Raw genomic sequence first — 15,367 nt, 5'->3', positions numbered from 1 at the left:
ATTCCCGATGAGGTGCGGCGTAAGGTCGTCAAACTGGCATTGAAGGAAACAGAGCTGTCGCCGCGTGAACTCGCAGTGACATTCACGGACACAGAAAGCTATTTTGTATCAGAGGCTTCGGTCTATCGTAAGCGTTGCATCTGACCCCCTAAATAGGGGCTTAGCACACCTCAATTGAGAAAATATGATGTCCCCAAAAAGGATACAGGCATCATGAATACTCAAACATTAGGTGCGCTTTCGAGTGATCAGAAAATCGACAAAGTCTTCCACGCTTTCGGCTACTCCATTCCCGTTGGAAAAGATGGCCGCCGTCTGTGGCCCACTAAGTTCAAGCGCGAAATGGCGCAGCGCATGAGATCCGGTACGCTCTCAATCGGTGATGTCCAGAAGACCTGCCAGGTTTCGGACAAGACTGCCTACAGCTGGCGGAAAGGGTCGAAGCAAAAGAACTTAGCAAAACGACCAAAGGTCCAGGAACCAACACCAGTGTTTGCCGAAATCAAAGTCCAACATGATGAGCCAGTTAAACAGGCTGCGACATCTCACATCATTTTCAAACGCGCCGGATGTGAATTGTTGCTGCCATCTACCTACCCAGTCGATGGCTTGGTCAGCCTCATTCGTGCATTTGAAAGCCGACCATGATTTCTCCAGCGGGCAACTTCAAATTCTACGTGGCCAGCAAGCCGGTTGATTTCCGAAAGGGCATGGATGGATTGGCGGCCATTGTTCAAAACGAATTCGAGCTCGACCCGTTTAGTGGTGCCATTTTTATCTTCCGTTCAAAACGTGCGGACCGGCTTAAGCTGATCGTTTGGGACGGCACAGGCCTTGTGATGACTTACAAGCGCATCGAAGGCAAAGGATTCGAGTGGCCACGCATTCAGGATGGTATGATCAACATGAACAAATCCCAGTTTGAGGCCTTATTCGAAGGCCTTGACTGGAAGCGGGTGACCGCCAGAGGTATGCGCCGTCCTATCGCGGTCTGAACCGGGCGGTATTGAGACCGGATATAACTCCATTGATTGGGATAGCGAGATGACTAATTGGTACACAGCAGATACGCACTTTGGACACGAAAACGTAATTCGGTTTTGTCGTCGCCCCTTCAAATCGATCTCTCATATGGACGGCGTCATGCTTGAAAACATGTGGAAGGTCGTGAAGCCGGATGACGATTTGTGGGTTATTGGAGATTTTGCATTTGGAGCACCAGCCAAAGATGCGGCGTACTTAGATCAAATCTTTGGCCAATTGCCTGGAGCACGCAAGCAATTGATCATTGGCAATCACGACAGCGATCTCACCCAGTCGTTGGGTTGGACGTCCGTTTCAATGATGGCCGAAGTGGTCGATGGGCCGAAGAAGCAGCGAAATACGCTTTGTCACTACCCGATGATCACATGGAATCACGCGAGACGTGAAGCGCTCCAATTGTTTGGGCACGTACATAACAACTGGCGCGGCTCACGCAATTCCGTCAATGTCGGTGTCGATGTCTGGGATTTCATGCCGGTTACATACGATGATGTCGCACGGCGGGCACGTCAGTTGCCTATCAACAAACATTGGTCAGACGTCGAGCATCGCAAGGAACTCAACTAGCTCCCGACATTCGCCGCGATCGGTGCGAAATGACGCAGTGCGGGACAAACCGGCCTTTTGCCAACGCCGCGAATGCAAGTGCAGAAACCACTCGCGCGCGCGACGACGGCCATTTGGCTGGGCAGCAGATTTCACCGAACCGGTCGTTCAAACGGGCCGATCCTGGCAGATTGAGAACCAACCCTTCGCTGCGATTTTTTCAACAATCGAAACGCAGACAGAGCATGCGTAAGCGGACAACACTCTGTCGCCCCAAGCCGCTGCAGTTTTCCCTTCCTGCTTGGGTTCATTTCTCAAACTGGATTCAAGAATCTAGTTTGAGGGCCTTAAGGGCTTTGGAGAGTGATCGGCACATCAGATGGGTTGCCGGTGACGGGTGGCTGCGTGACGAGGTCAGGACACCGATCTTGAGATCTTTCAGGACCGGCGACAAGATCGTGATGTAGCGGAGCAGCCCTTGTTCAATCTCATCCAAGAATCCGATTTTGGAATAGATACCGATGCCGTGATTTTTCAAAACAAGGGACCGCGCGAGGGGAAGAGAGTTCGTAACCATTTGCAATGGAAGTTTGGCGTGGGCTTCTGTGATTGCCTCGTTGAGTAACGATTGCCGCCCATGCCCGTCAAACGATCGCAGAACCTTGAACGCCGCGAGGTCTTCGACCTCGAGCGCATCCCGTTCTGCCATGGGGTGGTCAGGTCTGAGAATTGCGCCAATTGGCGTGGCCTTTTCAGAATGAACGCGCACGCCCGGAACCAGATCTTTGCAAAAGGATATCCCTATGTTGAAATCGCCATCCGCCACGCCCATCATGACTTCATCGGGTTGCGCGGTTTGGATGGTATAGTTGATGCCCGGGTGTTTCTTGGAAAATTGATCCAGAACACTTGGCAGTAGGCTGTGGGCCACAGAATCCAACGTGGCGATGTGAATATGGCCGGAACGTAATTCACCAATGTCTTCGATCTGGCTGACGATTTTCTGATAATCAAACAGTGTCTTGCGGCAATGTTCCAAGACAACGCTCCCCGCCTCGGTCAGCTCTACGCCGTCGGCATGGCGAACAAACAGGCGAATGCCTAAACTTTCCTCGAAATTCAGAATTTTCCGGTTAACGGACGAAGATGCGACGTTAAGCACAGCGGCGGCTTTTCGAATCGATCCGTGCCGCGCGACCTCGTCCAGATATATCAGTAGCTTATCGTGCATCTTTTTGGTTCCAGCCTTAGCGATGCTAAAAATGCATCGCTATGAAGTAAACTTCACACTATGCGCAACGCTTGGTTGGTGTCTAGCATCGAAGCCAAGCAAAAGAATCAAAAACAATGGGGAGTGAAGTCACATGACGACACACAATTTTAACCGTCGCGGAGTCCTGAAAGGAATAGGAGCTGCGGCTGGAATGGCCACCACCGGCTCCTTCTTGTCTGTAGGTCCGGCGAATGCCGCAGGCGAATACAAAATTCGAATGCAACTTGGATGGCTCGCGTCCAATGGTATCCTGGGGGAGGTCATGGCCGACAAGCTTGGCTACTTCGCCGAGGAAGGCCTGGAACTGGAGATTGTGCCGGGGGGCCCCAACATTGACGGTGTGGCGTCGGTGGCGTCTGGTGCCAACAACTTTGGATCAATCTCGTCATCGCCATCCTTGATGCTGGCCCGGTCTGCCGGATTGCCGATCAGATGTGTTGCGGCGGGTTTTCAGCAGCATCCGTTCACCTATTTCTCACTGACCGGAAATCCGATCCGGGAGCCGCAGGACATGATCGGCAAAACGATCGGCACACAAGGCACCGCGCAAATTTTGCTGCGCGCATTGCTGGCCAAAAACGGCATCTCGGAAGACGATGTAGAAGTTGTCGTCATGGGGGGCGATATGGCCGCACTGATGTCTGGCCAAGTGGATGCGGTTACGGGATGGCAGACCAACGTGGGTGCCCTGTCCGTTCTCGGGGACGAACGGGTTGATATGATGTTGTGGGATGCTGGTATCCAGCTTTATGCCAATCCTTACTACACCACCGACGCTGTTTTGGACTCGGACGGCGATAAAATCACGGCGGCGATCCGCGCGGTGGCACGTGGTTGGGGCGCTGTTTATGCCGACCCAGCCGCTGGTGTTGACGCGCTCGTCGAGCGTTATCCGAACCTCGACATCGACAGTGAGATGAAAGCTGTTGATCTGGTTATGGGCTTTTCGTTCAACGATAAGACCGCCGCGAATGGCTGGGGTCAGATGACGGCCGAAAACTGGCAGAGCCAGATCGATATCTATGACAGCCTTGGTCAGTTCGCCGACGGCGCGCCGAAGCTTGAAGACATCATGACACTGGATGTCCTCAACGCAACTGCCGACATTCGTCCAAAGTTCGGGTGAATTCCATGGACGGAAGCCATACCCAAAAACTAGGAAGCCGCAGCATTGCGGCTTCCCTTAACGGGGCCTGCGTGAAATTTGGCGATTTTACCGCGCTGGCTGACATTTCGCTCGATATCGAACCCGGGGATTTCTGGACCATCCTTGGCCCGTCAGGGTGTGGCAAATCGACGATGCTGCGGCTGGTCTCTGATTTGGTGCCACCGGCCAGCGGCACGGTCGAGATTTTTGGCAAGACAACCGAAGCCGCCCGTTTGGCACGCGAATTTGCCTTTGTTTTTCAAGACGCCACACTGCTACCGTGGCGCAGTGCTCTCAAGAACGTGGAACTCCCTCTCGAGATTGGGCGAAAACGCGGGATCACCATTCCCGTTGGCGATCGGACCCCTCGCGAGTTGCTGGAATTGGTCGGGCTAAAGGGGCGCGAAGACGCACTGCCGCACGAGTTGTCTGGCGGGATGCGCCAGCGGGTGGCCATCGCCCGCGCCCTTGTCTGTCAGCCCAAACTGCTGCTGATGGATGAACCCTTCGGCGCGCTTGATGAAATGACCCGTGACCACCTGAACCTGCAACTGCTGGATATCTGGAAAGAGACGGGCACAACAATTCTGTTCGTCACCCATTCCATATCGGAGTCGGTTTTTCTGGGCCAAAAAGTTCTGATGCTCGAATCCAATCCGGGCCGGGTGAAAGAGGTGGTCGATATCGACTTGCCGCTGCCCCGCAAAATCGCGCTGCGTGACACACCGCAATTCAACACGTATTGCGCGCGGCTTCGTGAACTTTTGGAGGAATGCTGATGTCTGTTTCAGAAGCCGCAGTGGGCGAAACGTCGCCTCAAAACCGCCTGTCAGAGCAATCGCGTTCCCGGTTGATGAATATCGCGATCCCTTTGGGCACGGCAGTGGCTTTGCTGCTGACGTGGCAGCTTGGGGTACGGCTGTTCAACGTGCCGAAATATATTGCACCGGCCCCGACCGATATTCTGGCCGTGTTTCGGGACGAATTCCCGCTGTTAATGCGCAATTTCTGGCCCACTTTCATTGAAAGTCTGGCGGGCTTTTTTATTGGAAACATGGCTGCGATCCTGATCGCCATTGCCTTTGTCCACAGCCGTCTGGTTGAACGCGCCTTTTTTCCCATTGCGGTTTTCATCAACACCATTCCGATCCTCGCCATCGCGCCGATCCTTGTGCTGATCTTTGGCCCCGGGATGACCGCAAAAGTGGTAATCGCCGCATTGATCTGCTTTTTCCCGACCCTTGTGAACATGGTGCGCGGGTTGCAATCCGTTTCGCCGCAGGCGCTAGAGCTTGCCCGGATTTTATCGGCTTCCAAATCCGAAGTGTTCTGGAAAATCCGGTTGCCATCCTCGTTGCCTTTTCTTTTTTCCGCTCTCAAGATTGCGGCCACCACATGCGTCATTGGCGCGATTGTGGGGGAATGGATTGGTGCGAATGTGGGCTTGGGCGCGCTGATTATCGAAAGCACGTTTAATTTCAGATCACCGCTTCTTTACGCCACCGTCTTTGTGTCATCTGGCCTGTCGGTGTTCCTATTCGTGAGCGTCACAATCGCCGAAAAACTAATCATTCGCTGGTAAATCACGCGTGCCAACACTCTCTCCCGACGGGTGGTCGGGACTCGTTTGAAAGGACAGGACATGTCAGAACGAAATACTACATTTGTCAAAACAGAAGGTGAGCAGATTCCTGTCGTAGCTGATTGCGATGTTGTTGTGGTGGGGGCAGGGCCGGCGGGTCATGCCGCAGCCGTTTCGGCCGCCCGCAATGGCGCGTCTGTTACGCTTTTGGAACGCTACCACCATCTGGGCGGCATGGCCTCTGGCGGTATGGTTCTGGTGCTTGATGACATGGTCACCGAAGACAACGAAGTGATCACAACCGGACTCGTTTCGGAATTTGTTGAACGGTTGGAAAAGCAGGACGGTGCGGTCTACCCGCCTACCGAAGATTGCCAGACCAATTGGGAGATGTGGCAAAAGTGGTCACGCTGGGGGTGTATCGATTTCCACCAATCGACGATGCCACAACCGATCATTCACGCGGTGGCCTTTGACCCGGATGCGTGGAAACGGGTCAGTCTGGATATGGTGCGCGAGGCGGATATTAATTTACGCACGCATAGCTGGTTTTCGGACGTAATGCGCGAGGGCGGCAAGATCACAGGAGTGATTGCCCAGACCAAGTTGGGCCGTCAGGCGATCCGGGCGAAATATGTAGTGGATGCGACCGGAGACCTTGATGTCGGCGTCGCGGCGGGCGCTGAATACACTACAGGGCAATTCATCGTTACGACCGTATTTCGCATTGCCAATGTGGATACCGATAAGGCTGTTGCGTTCGAATTTGCTGAACCGGAGGCGTACAAGAAACTCGACAGGCAGGCACGCCGGGTGATTGGTGGTGCATGGGGCATGTGGTGGTTGAAAACGCCGCTGCCCGGGGTGGTCTGGTGCAACTGCCCGCATATGCCGGGTTATGACGGGTTGTCCGTCGAAGACATGGTCAAGGCCGAATATGAGGGCCGAGAGCGGATGATGAACCTGCTCGCCTTTGCCAAAGAAAACATCCCGGGTTTTGAAAACGCGGTGATGCTGGGTGCCGCAGAGCAGATGGGTGTCCGCCAGACCCGCATGTTGCAGGGCGAATATGTGGTCAACAAAGACGACATCAAATCAAAGCGCCATTTCGCCGACAGTGTTTGCCGTGGTCGCGACTACTACACTCCGTACCGCGCGCTACTGCCCAAAGGGATCGACAATCTGATCGTGGCTGGCCGGCATTATTCGGTGGAAAGTGACGCCCAAAAAATGAGCCGCGAGATTCCACCCTGTCAGGCCCAAGGCGAAGCGGCGGGTATCGCGGTGTCGCTTGCCCTCAAGGAAGACAAAGCGCTTCGGGATGTGGATGCCAAGGCCATTCAAATTCAAATGCGTGCGCAGGGTGCAGATCCCGGGGATGTTCCAGATGCTAAGGCACTGGTCGAAAATACCGTCGCGGCGGAATAAGAGGAACGATAATGTCGGAACAAGAACTACCGCTTAGCGGAATACGGGTGATCGACTTTACCCAAGTCATGCTAGGCCCCTGCGCGACCCAGATGCTGGGCGATTTTGGTGCCGATGTCATCAAGATTGAACGCCCCGGCGCAGGCGATCTAAGCCGCAATTTCTTTGGCGAACCGTCAGAGGTCGCGATGAACAACGCTGTGTTCGCGTCTTTGAACCGCAACAAACGGTCGGCGGAAATTGACACGAAGTCGGACGAAGGACGCCAACAGGTTCTGGATCTTGTGCGCACAGCCGACGTGGTTGTTGATAACTTCCGCGCCGGCGTAATGGAGCGGTTGGGCTTTGGTTATGAGGCCCTCAGTAAGATCAACCCGCGCATCATCTGCGCGTCTGGCACGGGCTATGGCCCCACCGGCCCTTATGCCCACAAGGGCGGACAGGATGTGCTGGCCCAAGCAATGTCAGGGGTGATGGAAAAGACGCAAGACCCGTCGATCCCAAAGTCGATTTATCCAACGACGTTGTGCGACTACTCTGCCGGGATGCATTTGGTGCAGGGCATTCTTGCAGCCCTTCTGATGCGCGAAAAGACCGGTCGCGGGCAGCAGGTCGGTGTTTCGCTTTACGACAGCATGATCGCGATGCAGATGCAGGAAGCCGCGCAATGGTCCAAACATCGTGAGGTTCTCAATTGGGCCGCGATGCCGTTGACCGGTGTTTTTGACACCACCGACGGAGCCATTGTGATCGTGGGTGCGTTCAAGGCGAACCCGCTTCAGGACATTTGCACAGCACTTGAGATTGATGATCTGTCACCAGAATATCCGACGTTGGATGTTCAGCGTACCAACAAGCCGTTTTTGCAACAGACCTTCCGCGATCAAATCTTGACCAATAGTTCCGCCTATTGGCTTGAACGACTAGAAGCGCAGGATCTGCTTTGCGCGCCGGTTCGCTCCCTCGGGGAGGCCTTGGATGATCCGCAGACTGAAATCAACGATATGTTGTGCCCGATTGATCACCCGTTGTTGGGGCAGATAACTGTCGTCGGGTCCCCGGTTCACCTGAGCGAAGCGCCGATGACGGTACGCCATCTGCCGCCTCGGTTGGGAGAACATACGACAGAAATCCTGCAAGATCTCGCCACACGTTTGCGGACCGAGGCGGCTGAATGAGTGTCATTTTTGACATCCAAGACCATGTCGCCCGTGTCACGATTGATCGACCCGAGCGGATGAACGCCATCGATTCCGCAACCCATAAACGGCTGTGCGCCATCTGGGATGAAATCGAAGCGACGCCCGACATTCGTTGTGTCGTGTTGACGGGCGCAGGTGAAAAAGCCTTTAGCGCTGGCGCGGACCTCAAGGAAGACAGCGGCAAGAGCGGCGTCGAATATTGGCAAAGCATAAGCGAGACCTATGCCGGAATATCATTACGCCGCAGCCTGAAAACACCCGTAATTGCCCGTGTAAACGGACTGGCTTTGGGCGGCGGGCTGGAGATGGTTCTGGGCTGTGACATTGTTATTGCTGCAGACACAGCACGCTTTGCCCTGCCAGAGGCCAAGGTCGGGCGTGTCCCGCTGGATGGCGGCATGGTGCTGCTGCAGCGTCTGATCCCGCGCAACATTGCGGTTGGTATGATGATGACCGGTCGGATGGTTCCCGCCAAAGAGATGGCGCGGTACGGGCTGATCAATGCGGTGGTCCCCATGGCAGAACTGAACGCTGAGGTTGACAGATGGGTTGCAGATATTCTGGCGTCCGCCCCGTTGTCGGTGCGTGCGATCAAGGCAATTGCCCGTGAGACCCCCGAGATGTCGGTGCATGACGCCTTTGCGCGCCAAACACCTGAACTGATCGCCGCCCTGAATTCTGACGATGCGAACGAAGGCGTCGTTGCATTTCGCGAAAAGCGCGCGCCCCTTTGGAAAGGGCGTTAGCATTTCATGACACTGGTCATCACAAGCGCCTGCATCGATGTCAAAGACGGGATATGTACGACGTCTTGCCCCGTCGATTGCATCTATGAGGGCGAGCGGATGTATTACATCCACCCAACGGAATGTATCGAATGCGGCATGTGCGAAAGCATCTGCCCGGTGGACGCCATCCGCTATGCCGATGAGGTGGTTGAAGAAAACGAAATTCCATTCATTGCCCTGAACGATACGGCCTTTCGCGACGAGGATGGTGCGTTGACCGAACCGGGTGGGTGGAAAAAGGGTGATGCGCCCGTCAAGGATCCGCAAGATCTGGCCAGTCTGGCCCAAAAAAACGATGAGGTGGTTTGATGCAAGGTGTGATTGCGGCGGTTCCGACGCCTGTGCGCGAGGACCGTTCCCCCATCAAGGACTTGTTCGTGGAGCATTGCCAATGGGCTTTGGCCAACGGCTGTGACGGGCTGAATATTCTAGGTTCAACGGGCGAGGCCAATTCACTGGCAGGTGCGGCGCGGCGGCAGGTCATGGGATGGGCCGCACAGGCCTTACCCAAAGGCCGATTGATGGTCGGCACGGGCACTCCGTCCCTGCAGGATACGATTGCGCTGACGGAACATGCGGATGATTTGGGATACGGTATCGCGCTTGTGTTGCCGCCCTATTATTATCAACCCGTATCAGATTCCGGTTTAGTTGACTGGTACATGGCGGTGCACGCGGCCCTCGGTGAACGCCCGATCGAAATATACTTCTACAACTTCCCGCAAATGACCGGCATCAACATCCCTGTTGATGTAATTGCTGACCTTGCGACCAAAGTCCCAGAGCGATTTACGGGCATCAAAGATTCCTCAGGTGATCTGGATTATTGCCGAAAAATCATCGCGGTACAGGGCACTTTTAAGGTGTTTCCAAGTTCAGAAACCGCGCTTGAGACGGCCCATGCGGACGCGTTTTCCGGCTGCATTTCAGCAAGCGTAAATTTTACTGCTCCGCTGGCTGGCCAAGCCTGGGAACAGCGGAATAACCCGTCGCAAGCCATTGCAGCCGAAATTCAACGCCAGCGTGGCATCATCGCGGGGTCGACCCTCATTGCGAACGTCAAATCGCTTGTTGCGGACCGTGTGCAGGATCACCGTTGGCGCGCAGTGGTCCCCCCTTTTCAGACGTTGCCAGAAGCAGATAGTCAACACCTCAGAACCGCGTTGGGGGGGTAAAGAAATGGCATCCTCCCAAAAATGGGCCCAGCGATTTATGGGCCTGTGCAACCATGTGGCCAGCTGGTCTGAGGACCGCGATTTTCAAGTCGGCTGCGTGATTGTCGGCCCCGATGGACATGAGGTCCGCACGACAGGTTACAACGGTATGCCAAGGGGTGTTCTGACGGAGGATGACGCACGGTTTGATCGCGCCAGCGGTGAAAAATTCTTTTGGATTGAGCACGCCGAACGCAACGCAATATTCAACGCTGCGCGTATGGGTGTGCCGCTTGCCGGCTGCACAGCCTATGTGAACCGGTTTCCTTGTGCAGACTGCGGGCGCGCCATGATCCAATCTGGCATCACTCATATCGTCGCCCCGCCGATCCCCACAGCGGATGGCGCATTGGACTACAGTTTTCAGGTGTCGCACCAAATGCTGCGTGAGGCAGGCGTCACCATCACAAAATTCACAGAAGGAAATTAACATGCTTAAAGGTCTGTCTCTGGTGGCTGGCGAATGGCTCGGCTCTGATCAAAGCTTTCAAAACGAACCCGTGTCGGGCGCGCCAGACAGCTTTGCGCGCGGGACACCTGATATGGTGAACCGCGCCTGCGAGGCGGCGGAAGAGGCGTTCTGGACGTACGGGTACTCAAGCGTCGCGGATCGCGCCGCCTTTCTCAACGAAGTTGCCGATCAGATCGATGCGCGCGGTGCAGACATCACGGCAATGGGTATGAAAGAAACCGGCCTACCCGAAGCGCGCCTTGAAGGGGAGCGGGGCCGCACAGTCGGTCAGCTCCGGCTTTTTGCGGATCATATCAAGTCGGGCGTGCCTCTAGATCACCGTCATGATCCAGCGTTACCGGACAGAGCCCCGATGCCCCGCCCGGACCTGCAGCTGTTTCAACGCCCTATCGGTCCGGTTGCCGTTTTTGGGGCATCAAATTTTCCACTCGCGTTTTCTTCAGCCGGGGGGGACACGGCCGCCGCCCTTGCTGCGGGGTGCCCGGTTGTCGTCAAGGGGCACCCGGCACACCCGGGGATTGCTGATTTGATTGCGCAGGCGTTTGAGGCCGCGATCAAAGCCACAGGCGTGCATCCCGGCGTCTTTAGCCAAGTCCAAGATGGGGGTCACATTTTGGGTGAAACACTGGTCAACCATCCGCTGATCCGCGCGGTCGGATTTACGGGTTCCCTGCGTGCTGGTCGCGCATTATTTGACATCGCCGCCGCACGGCCAGAGCCGATCCCGTTCTTCGGCGAGCTTGGTTCAACAAATCCGATGTTTGTGCTGCCATCCGCATTAACCAACCGAGGTGACGATATCGCCAAGGGCTGGGCCGGATCGTTGACCATGGGGGCTGGGCAATTCTGCACCAACCCAGGCATCGCGGTTCTTCTTGAGGGCGATGAAGCGCAGCAGTTTGCTGCGGCAATCGGAACGGCATTGGATGACATTCCGGCGCAAACCATGCTCACGCAGGGCATTGCCAAGGCCTTTGGCGCTGGCAGCGCGCAATTCGCCAAGTCTGCGGATGTGACCACAGTCGTCCGTTCAGACAATCCTGATCGCGGAGCGGCACCCCAGTTGTTCGCAACGACTGCCTCAAATTGGTTGTCGCAAGATGCCCTACAAGAAGAGGTATTTGGACCATTGGGGATCCTTGTCGTTGCGAAGGACCTCAAAGAGATGCATGCCGTGGCCCAAAGTTTGCAAGGGCAGTTGACCTGTACGCTCCACCTTGATGACGCTGACGCTGACGTTGCCCGCTCGCTTGTCCCAATTCTTGAACGCAAAGCAGGTCGGATCCTCGCGAATGGATTTCCGACAGGTGTCGAGGTCTGCGACAGCATGGTTCACAGTGGCCCGTACCCGGCTTCGACGAACTTCGGTGCGACATCGGTCGGGACAATAGCGATCCGACGCTTTTTGCGTCCTGTTTGCTATCAGAACATGCCGACAGACCTGCTGCCGACTGTTACAACACCTGCTGATCTTCAGTAAACAAGGGCGGCGGCCCAAGCCTTGCACATGGCTGGGTTGCCTGAGCCATCAGAATGGTTGCTCGTCCCGTCGTGCAGTCATAGGTAAGAGGCAATGAACTTTTTGACCATAACCCGGTTGTTGAGGTTATCAGCCTCGCTGCAAATTGCATGAATGGCTGGTTTTCCCGCTGCGCCGTAGTATCGCACCTTGCGCACTTGCAGCATTTTTCGCGCTGCATGCGCCCGCAGCGCGAAAATCCAATTCACGGAATGGGCTCGTTTGAGACATTCGCCGCTCGGCGCATGAATGGCAGCTCTCGCAAAACGGACAGGTCACCTTAGGTCAAACCCGCCTGACGAACGCTGCAGCTGTCGATAAACTAAGTTTTTCGTAAGCCACCTTATGTCTATTGTTGTTTCTACAATTGACATAGATTGCGTGGCTGTCTAATAGGTAAGCTAGATTGAACACCCGCGACAGCGGAACTTTTTCGTGGCGATTCGGAAAATTGTTGCCCCGTCGGCAATAGTATGCGACTCATTTGTTGTAAGCAACTTTTGGAGTCATGTTATTGCCTTACCCCGATGTTCAGATTGATCGTGAGAAACACGCTAGAATCAAGTATTTACTAGATTTAGCGGGCTCCTCGTTTTCTGATTTGGCATCGAGCCTCTCGCTTTCTCCATCTACAATTAGCTCTGTATCATTGGGACGCAGTCGTTCCAGGCGTGTCGAAAAAGCAATTTCGGAGCGCATCGGTGTGGCCGAATCTGAGCTGTGGCCGGAACGAATGGCAGATAAGTCGGAGGACGCCGCATGACCTGACCTCACAAACTCAGGGCACGGAATGAATGAGGCCCCTCGGATGTGAAGATCCTCAGGGCCTCGGGAAAATCGCTTGAACCACGATCTCTTTCCCTTTCATCCCATTCCCATCATCAAAAATCAAGTCAAAACACGCCCGGCACGCTGGGCGTGACCAAGATCGCTGCATTTCAGCGAACACAGGGATGAACAAGGATATGCAAGAAATACAGTCTGCCTGCGCGAAGCTCGCCGGGCATCCAGAAAGTAATGTGTCAACGCTGGCACTCTTTATTGCTGACGCCGATCTGAGGCGTGATCTCAAACATGACAACGAGACTGTCGAAAAAGATGCCGAGTTGTCGACGATGAAGGTGAAGTTGAAGGTCATGAAAGCTGACAACCGGCTTTTAAGAGCTCAGCTCAACAAGAGCCAAGACATGCAGTTTGGGCCATCTAGCGAGAAACTCCCAAAGAAACGAAAAACGAAGAAAGGGGATGATGGTGCCGGCACAGTTGGAGCTGCAGCGGATGGCGACAACCCGAACACCGGAGGCGCCGCAGCGGAACCCGAAGCTTGCAAGCCGAAACCTCGTGGTCTGTTAGGCAAACAACCCATTACCATCCCTAAGAACATCCCGCGCGACACTACGACTATATCGCCGCCCAATGGCGCAGTCTGTGATTGTGGATGTGGCATGGTCCGTATCGGCGAACAGACGATCGAACGCCTAACATACGTACCGGCGCAATTGCGGGTCATTGAAGAACGATACCCCAAATACGTCTGTCGAGATTGCGACAAGATTGTTCAGGCACCGGTACCCAAACGCGCATTTGAACAGACTCGCTTTGACGATCATCTGATTGCCGGACTCGCTGTCAGTAAGTTTGCTGACTACATGCCCAATTATCGGCAAGAGCAGATATTCAAACGTTCTGGAGTCAAACTTCACCGGTCGACAATGGGACGCCTCATGGATCAGGCCGTAGATGCGTTGCTCCCACTCTATGAGGTCCTGAATGATGATTTAAAATCTAGCTCTAAACTGTTGATGGACGAGACAACGTTGGCGCAACTTATGCCCGGCACTGGTAAGACCAAGACCTGTTTCGTTTGGGCCCTATGTCGTGATGATCGACGCTGGAGGGGAAATGCACACCCTGCGGTCGCCTTTCATTTCGAACAGTCTCGCAAAGGCGAACATGCTGAGGAAATCCTCGATGGTTTCAAGGGAACACTGCAGGTTGATGGATACGCAGGTTACAATCGCCTCACCCGTGATAGCCGTGACGGTGGGCCGTTGACGCTGGCATATTGCTGGGCACATGTCCGACGTAAATTCCTTGATGTACACAAAGCCACTAAGTCGGACAAAGCACAGCAGGTGTTCGCGCTGATCAATGACATCTATGCCATCGAGCATGATTTGAAGGGGCAGCCCGCAGATGTTCGTCGAGCAGTCAGGCAGTTAGAAAGCAGACCGTTGGTTGCACAGTTGCACCTTCTTCTACTGCGGTTCTCTGGTGAGATTTCGATGAAGTCCACTTTGGGGCTCGCCATTAACTATACCATGAAGTTGTGGGATGGTTTGACCGTGTTTCTTTCAGACGGGCGTGTCGAGATGGACAATAACGCCGTTGAGAACACCATTCGACCAATCGCGCTACTGCGTAAGAATGCGCTCTTTGCGGGGTCTGAAATCGGTGGGCGCAATTGGGCGGTCATGGCCAGCCTCATCGGTACATGCCGATTGAATGGTGTTGAACCTTATGCCTACCTCACTTGGGTGTTCGAGCAGATGGCAAAAGGACATCCGCGTTCGCAGTACGAACAATTGCTACCGTGGTATTGCCCGAACGGAAAATTCGGCATCGAATAGTCAGAGCCATCAAATCAAACTTACCAGCTGTCCGGCGGTCGCCGGGCAGCTAAAAGGCGTGTCGGCAGAATGGGCGGGAAGCTGACGTTCGCTGCAAATACTAATGGTTGAATTGTTCAGTGGTTTAGCAGACATTGGCGATATTTACTGAAAATAAATATTTACTGGCGTCTAAGGTCATTAATGAACGTAGATAATAAAGTTAGGCTAACCGACATAGCCCCTCCATGCACTACCGATGCCATGCCGACTGCTGCGCTCATGTTGTCCGGCCCTCCGATTGAGCCTCTAACCCGCCTTATGACTTATGATTCGGATAAATGGGAAGCGTTCATCAACGAATGGGTGACGTCTCTCAACACCATATACAAAAGCGTGCAACGATTCACCGGTGCCGGTGATTGTCTGACGTGTCTGACGTCAGCGCCTATGGGTCCAAATAGCGTTATTTGATAAGAGAGTGTTTCTGGCTCATCGTAACCACTGAGGAGTGGAAGATGAGACAGACAACTGGAACCCGCA

General features: G+C 54.5%; 16 protein-coding genes and 1 pseudogene. 16 read left to right on the top strand and 1 reads right to left on the bottom strand.

Annotation, left to right across the window (positions count from 1 at the left end; genetic code table 11):
- The 4 genes and pseudogenes from KMP13_RS14150 to KMP13_RS14135 form a co-directional block, all read left to right on the top strand.
- A pseudogene (locus KMP13_RS14150) lies at positions 1–129 on the top strand (helix-turn-helix domain-containing protein); the annotation flags it as partial.
- Positions 130–213: 84 nt separating this feature from the next.
- On the top strand, positions 214–648 hold the full coding sequence (locus tag KMP13_RS14145; RefSeq protein WP_215266539.1) for a hypothetical protein: 435 nt from the start codon (positions 214–216) through the stop codon (positions 646–648).
- Positions 645–995 carry an IS66 family insertion sequence element accessory protein TnpB gene (gene tnpB, locus KMP13_RS14140; protein ID WP_215266537.1) on the top strand — a complete coding sequence of 117 codons (351 nt, stop codon included), beginning with the start codon at positions 645–647 and terminating at the stop codon, positions 993–995. Before KMP13_RS14145 ends, tnpB begins: the two co-directional genes overlap by 4 nt.
- A gap of 49 nt (positions 996–1,044) precedes the next feature.
- Entirely contained in the window at positions 1,045–1,611 is a 567-nt protein-coding gene (locus KMP13_RS14135; RefSeq protein WP_215266536.1) for a metallophosphoesterase, read from the top strand.
- Between the two features lie 304 nt (positions 1,612–1,915).
- On the opposite strand, the gene KMP13_RS14130 is transcribed toward KMP13_RS14135, so the two are convergent.
- Complete coding sequence (locus tag KMP13_RS14130) at positions 1,916–2,821, bottom strand: LysR family transcriptional regulator (RefSeq protein WP_215266535.1); 906 nt, start codon at positions 2,819–2,821, stop codon at positions 1,916–1,918.
- 133 nt (positions 2,822–2,954) lie between these two features.
- Between KMP13_RS14130 and KMP13_RS14125 the strand changes: the two genes are divergently transcribed.
- The 12 genes from KMP13_RS14125 (at position 2,955) to tnpC (ending at position 14,845) form a co-directional block, all read left to right on the top strand.
- Complete coding sequence (locus KMP13_RS14125; protein ID WP_215266534.1) at positions 2,955–3,989, top strand: ABC transporter substrate-binding protein; 1,035 nt, start codon at positions 2,955–2,957, stop codon at positions 3,987–3,989.
- A gap of 71 nt (positions 3,990–4,060) precedes the next feature.
- A complete protein-coding gene (locus KMP13_RS14120; protein ID WP_353055715.1) occupies positions 4,061–4,789 on the top strand; it encodes an ABC transporter ATP-binding protein in 729 nt (242 codons plus the stop codon).
- On the top strand, positions 4,789–5,592 hold the full coding sequence (locus KMP13_RS14115) for an ABC transporter permease (protein WP_215266531.1): 804 nt from the start codon (positions 4,789–4,791) through the stop codon (positions 5,590–5,592). The genes KMP13_RS14120 and KMP13_RS14115 overlap by 1 nt, the downstream gene beginning before the upstream one ends.
- A gap of 60 nt (positions 5,593–5,652) precedes the next feature.
- Positions 5,653–7,020, top strand: a complete 1,368-nt coding sequence (locus KMP13_RS14110) for an FAD-dependent oxidoreductase (RefSeq protein ID WP_215266529.1) — start codon at positions 5,653–5,655, stop codon at positions 7,018–7,020.
- A gap of 11 nt (positions 7,021–7,031) precedes the next feature.
- Entirely contained in the window at positions 7,032–8,198 is a 1,167-nt protein-coding gene (locus KMP13_RS14105; RefSeq protein WP_215266527.1) for a CaiB/BaiF CoA transferase family protein, read from the top strand.
- Positions 8,195–8,968, top strand: coding sequence for an enoyl-CoA hydratase-related protein (locus tag KMP13_RS14100; RefSeq protein WP_215266525.1), 774 nt, complete (start codon positions 8,195–8,197; stop codon positions 8,966–8,968). Before KMP13_RS14105 ends, KMP13_RS14100 begins: the two co-directional genes overlap by 4 nt.
- Positions 8,969–8,974: 6 nt before the next feature.
- Entirely contained in the window at positions 8,975–9,319 is a 345-nt protein-coding gene (locus tag KMP13_RS14095; protein ID WP_215266524.1) for a 4Fe-4S dicluster domain-containing protein, read from the top strand.
- On the top strand, positions 9,319–10,185 hold the full coding sequence (locus KMP13_RS14090) for a dihydrodipicolinate synthase family protein (protein WP_215266523.1): 867 nt from the start codon (positions 9,319–9,321) through the stop codon (positions 10,183–10,185). The genes KMP13_RS14095 and KMP13_RS14090 overlap by 1 nt, the downstream gene beginning before the upstream one ends.
- Positions 10,186–10,189: 4 nt before the next feature.
- Complete coding sequence (locus KMP13_RS14085; protein WP_215266522.1) at positions 10,190–10,654, top strand: deoxycytidylate deaminase; 465 nt, start codon at positions 10,190–10,192, stop codon at positions 10,652–10,654.
- A 1-nt stretch (position 10,655) separates the two neighbouring features.
- The gene (locus KMP13_RS14080) at positions 10,656–12,176 is read left to right on the top strand and encodes an aldehyde dehydrogenase (NADP(+)) (RefSeq protein WP_215266521.1); all 1,521 of its coding nucleotides are present in this window, start codon (positions 10,656–10,658) and stop codon (positions 12,174–12,176) included.
- 547 nt (positions 12,177–12,723) lie between these two features.
- Positions 12,724–12,978 carry a helix-turn-helix domain-containing protein gene (locus KMP13_RS20965; RefSeq protein WP_215266519.1) on the top strand — a complete coding sequence of 85 codons (255 nt, stop codon included), beginning with the start codon at positions 12,724–12,726 and terminating at the stop codon, positions 12,976–12,978.
- Positions 12,979–13,168: 190 nt separating this feature from the next.
- Positions 13,169–14,845, top strand: coding sequence for an IS66 family transposase (gene tnpC, locus KMP13_RS14070; RefSeq protein WP_215266517.1), 1,677 nt, complete (start codon positions 13,169–13,171; stop codon positions 14,843–14,845).
- Positions 14,846–15,367 lie beyond the last annotated feature (522 nt).

This window comes from Epibacterium ulvae (assembly GCF_018678075.1).
Taxonomy (GTDB): domain Bacteria; phylum Pseudomonadota; class Alphaproteobacteria; order Rhodobacterales; family Rhodobacteraceae; genus Epibacterium; species Epibacterium ulvae_A.
This window is presented reverse-complemented; position numbering and strand designations above follow the sequence as displayed.

Coding starts and splice junctions, on each gene's coding strand:
- KMP13_RS14130 (WP_215266535.1), bottom strand. CDS start 2,821: ATGCACGATAAGCTACTGATATATCTGGACGAGGTCGCGCGGCACGGA.
- KMP13_RS14145 (WP_215266539.1), top strand. CDS start 214: ATGAATACTCAAACATTAGGTGCGCTTTCGAGTGATCAGAAAATCGAC.
- KMP13_RS14110 (WP_215266529.1), top strand. CDS start 5,653: ATGTCAGAACGAAATACTACATTTGTCAAAACAGAAGGTGAGCAGATT.
- KMP13_RS14080 (WP_215266521.1), top strand. CDS start 10,656: ATGCTTAAAGGTCTGTCTCTGGTGGCTGGCGAATGGCTCGGCTCTGAT.
- KMP13_RS14105 (WP_215266527.1), top strand. CDS start 7,032: ATGTCGGAACAAGAACTACCGCTTAGCGGAATACGGGTGATCGACTTT.
- KMP13_RS14090 (WP_215266523.1), top strand. CDS start 9,319: ATGCAAGGTGTGATTGCGGCGGTTCCGACGCCTGTGCGCGAGGACCGT.
- tnpB (WP_215266537.1), top strand. CDS start 645: ATGATTTCTCCAGCGGGCAACTTCAAATTCTACGTGGCCAGCAAGCCG.
- KMP13_RS14095 (WP_215266524.1), top strand. CDS start 8,975: ATGACACTGGTCATCACAAGCGCCTGCATCGATGTCAAAGACGGGATA.
- KMP13_RS14125 (WP_215266534.1), top strand. CDS start 2,955: ATGACGACACACAATTTTAACCGTCGCGGAGTCCTGAAAGGAATAGGA.
- KMP13_RS14135 (WP_215266536.1), top strand. CDS start 1,045: ATGACTAATTGGTACACAGCAGATACGCACTTTGGACACGAAAACGTA.
- KMP13_RS20965 (WP_215266519.1), top strand. CDS start 12,724: ATGTTATTGCCTTACCCCGATGTTCAGATTGATCGTGAGAAACACGCT.
- tnpC (WP_215266517.1), top strand. CDS start 13,169: ATGAACAAGGATATGCAAGAAATACAGTCTGCCTGCGCGAAGCTCGCC.
- KMP13_RS14100 (WP_215266525.1), top strand. CDS start 8,195: ATGAGTGTCATTTTTGACATCCAAGACCATGTCGCCCGTGTCACGATT.
- KMP13_RS14085 (WP_215266522.1), top strand. CDS start 10,190: ATGGCATCCTCCCAAAAATGGGCCCAGCGATTTATGGGCCTGTGCAAC.
- KMP13_RS14115 (WP_215266531.1), top strand. CDS start 4,789: ATGTCTGTTTCAGAAGCCGCAGTGGGCGAAACGTCGCCTCAAAACCGC.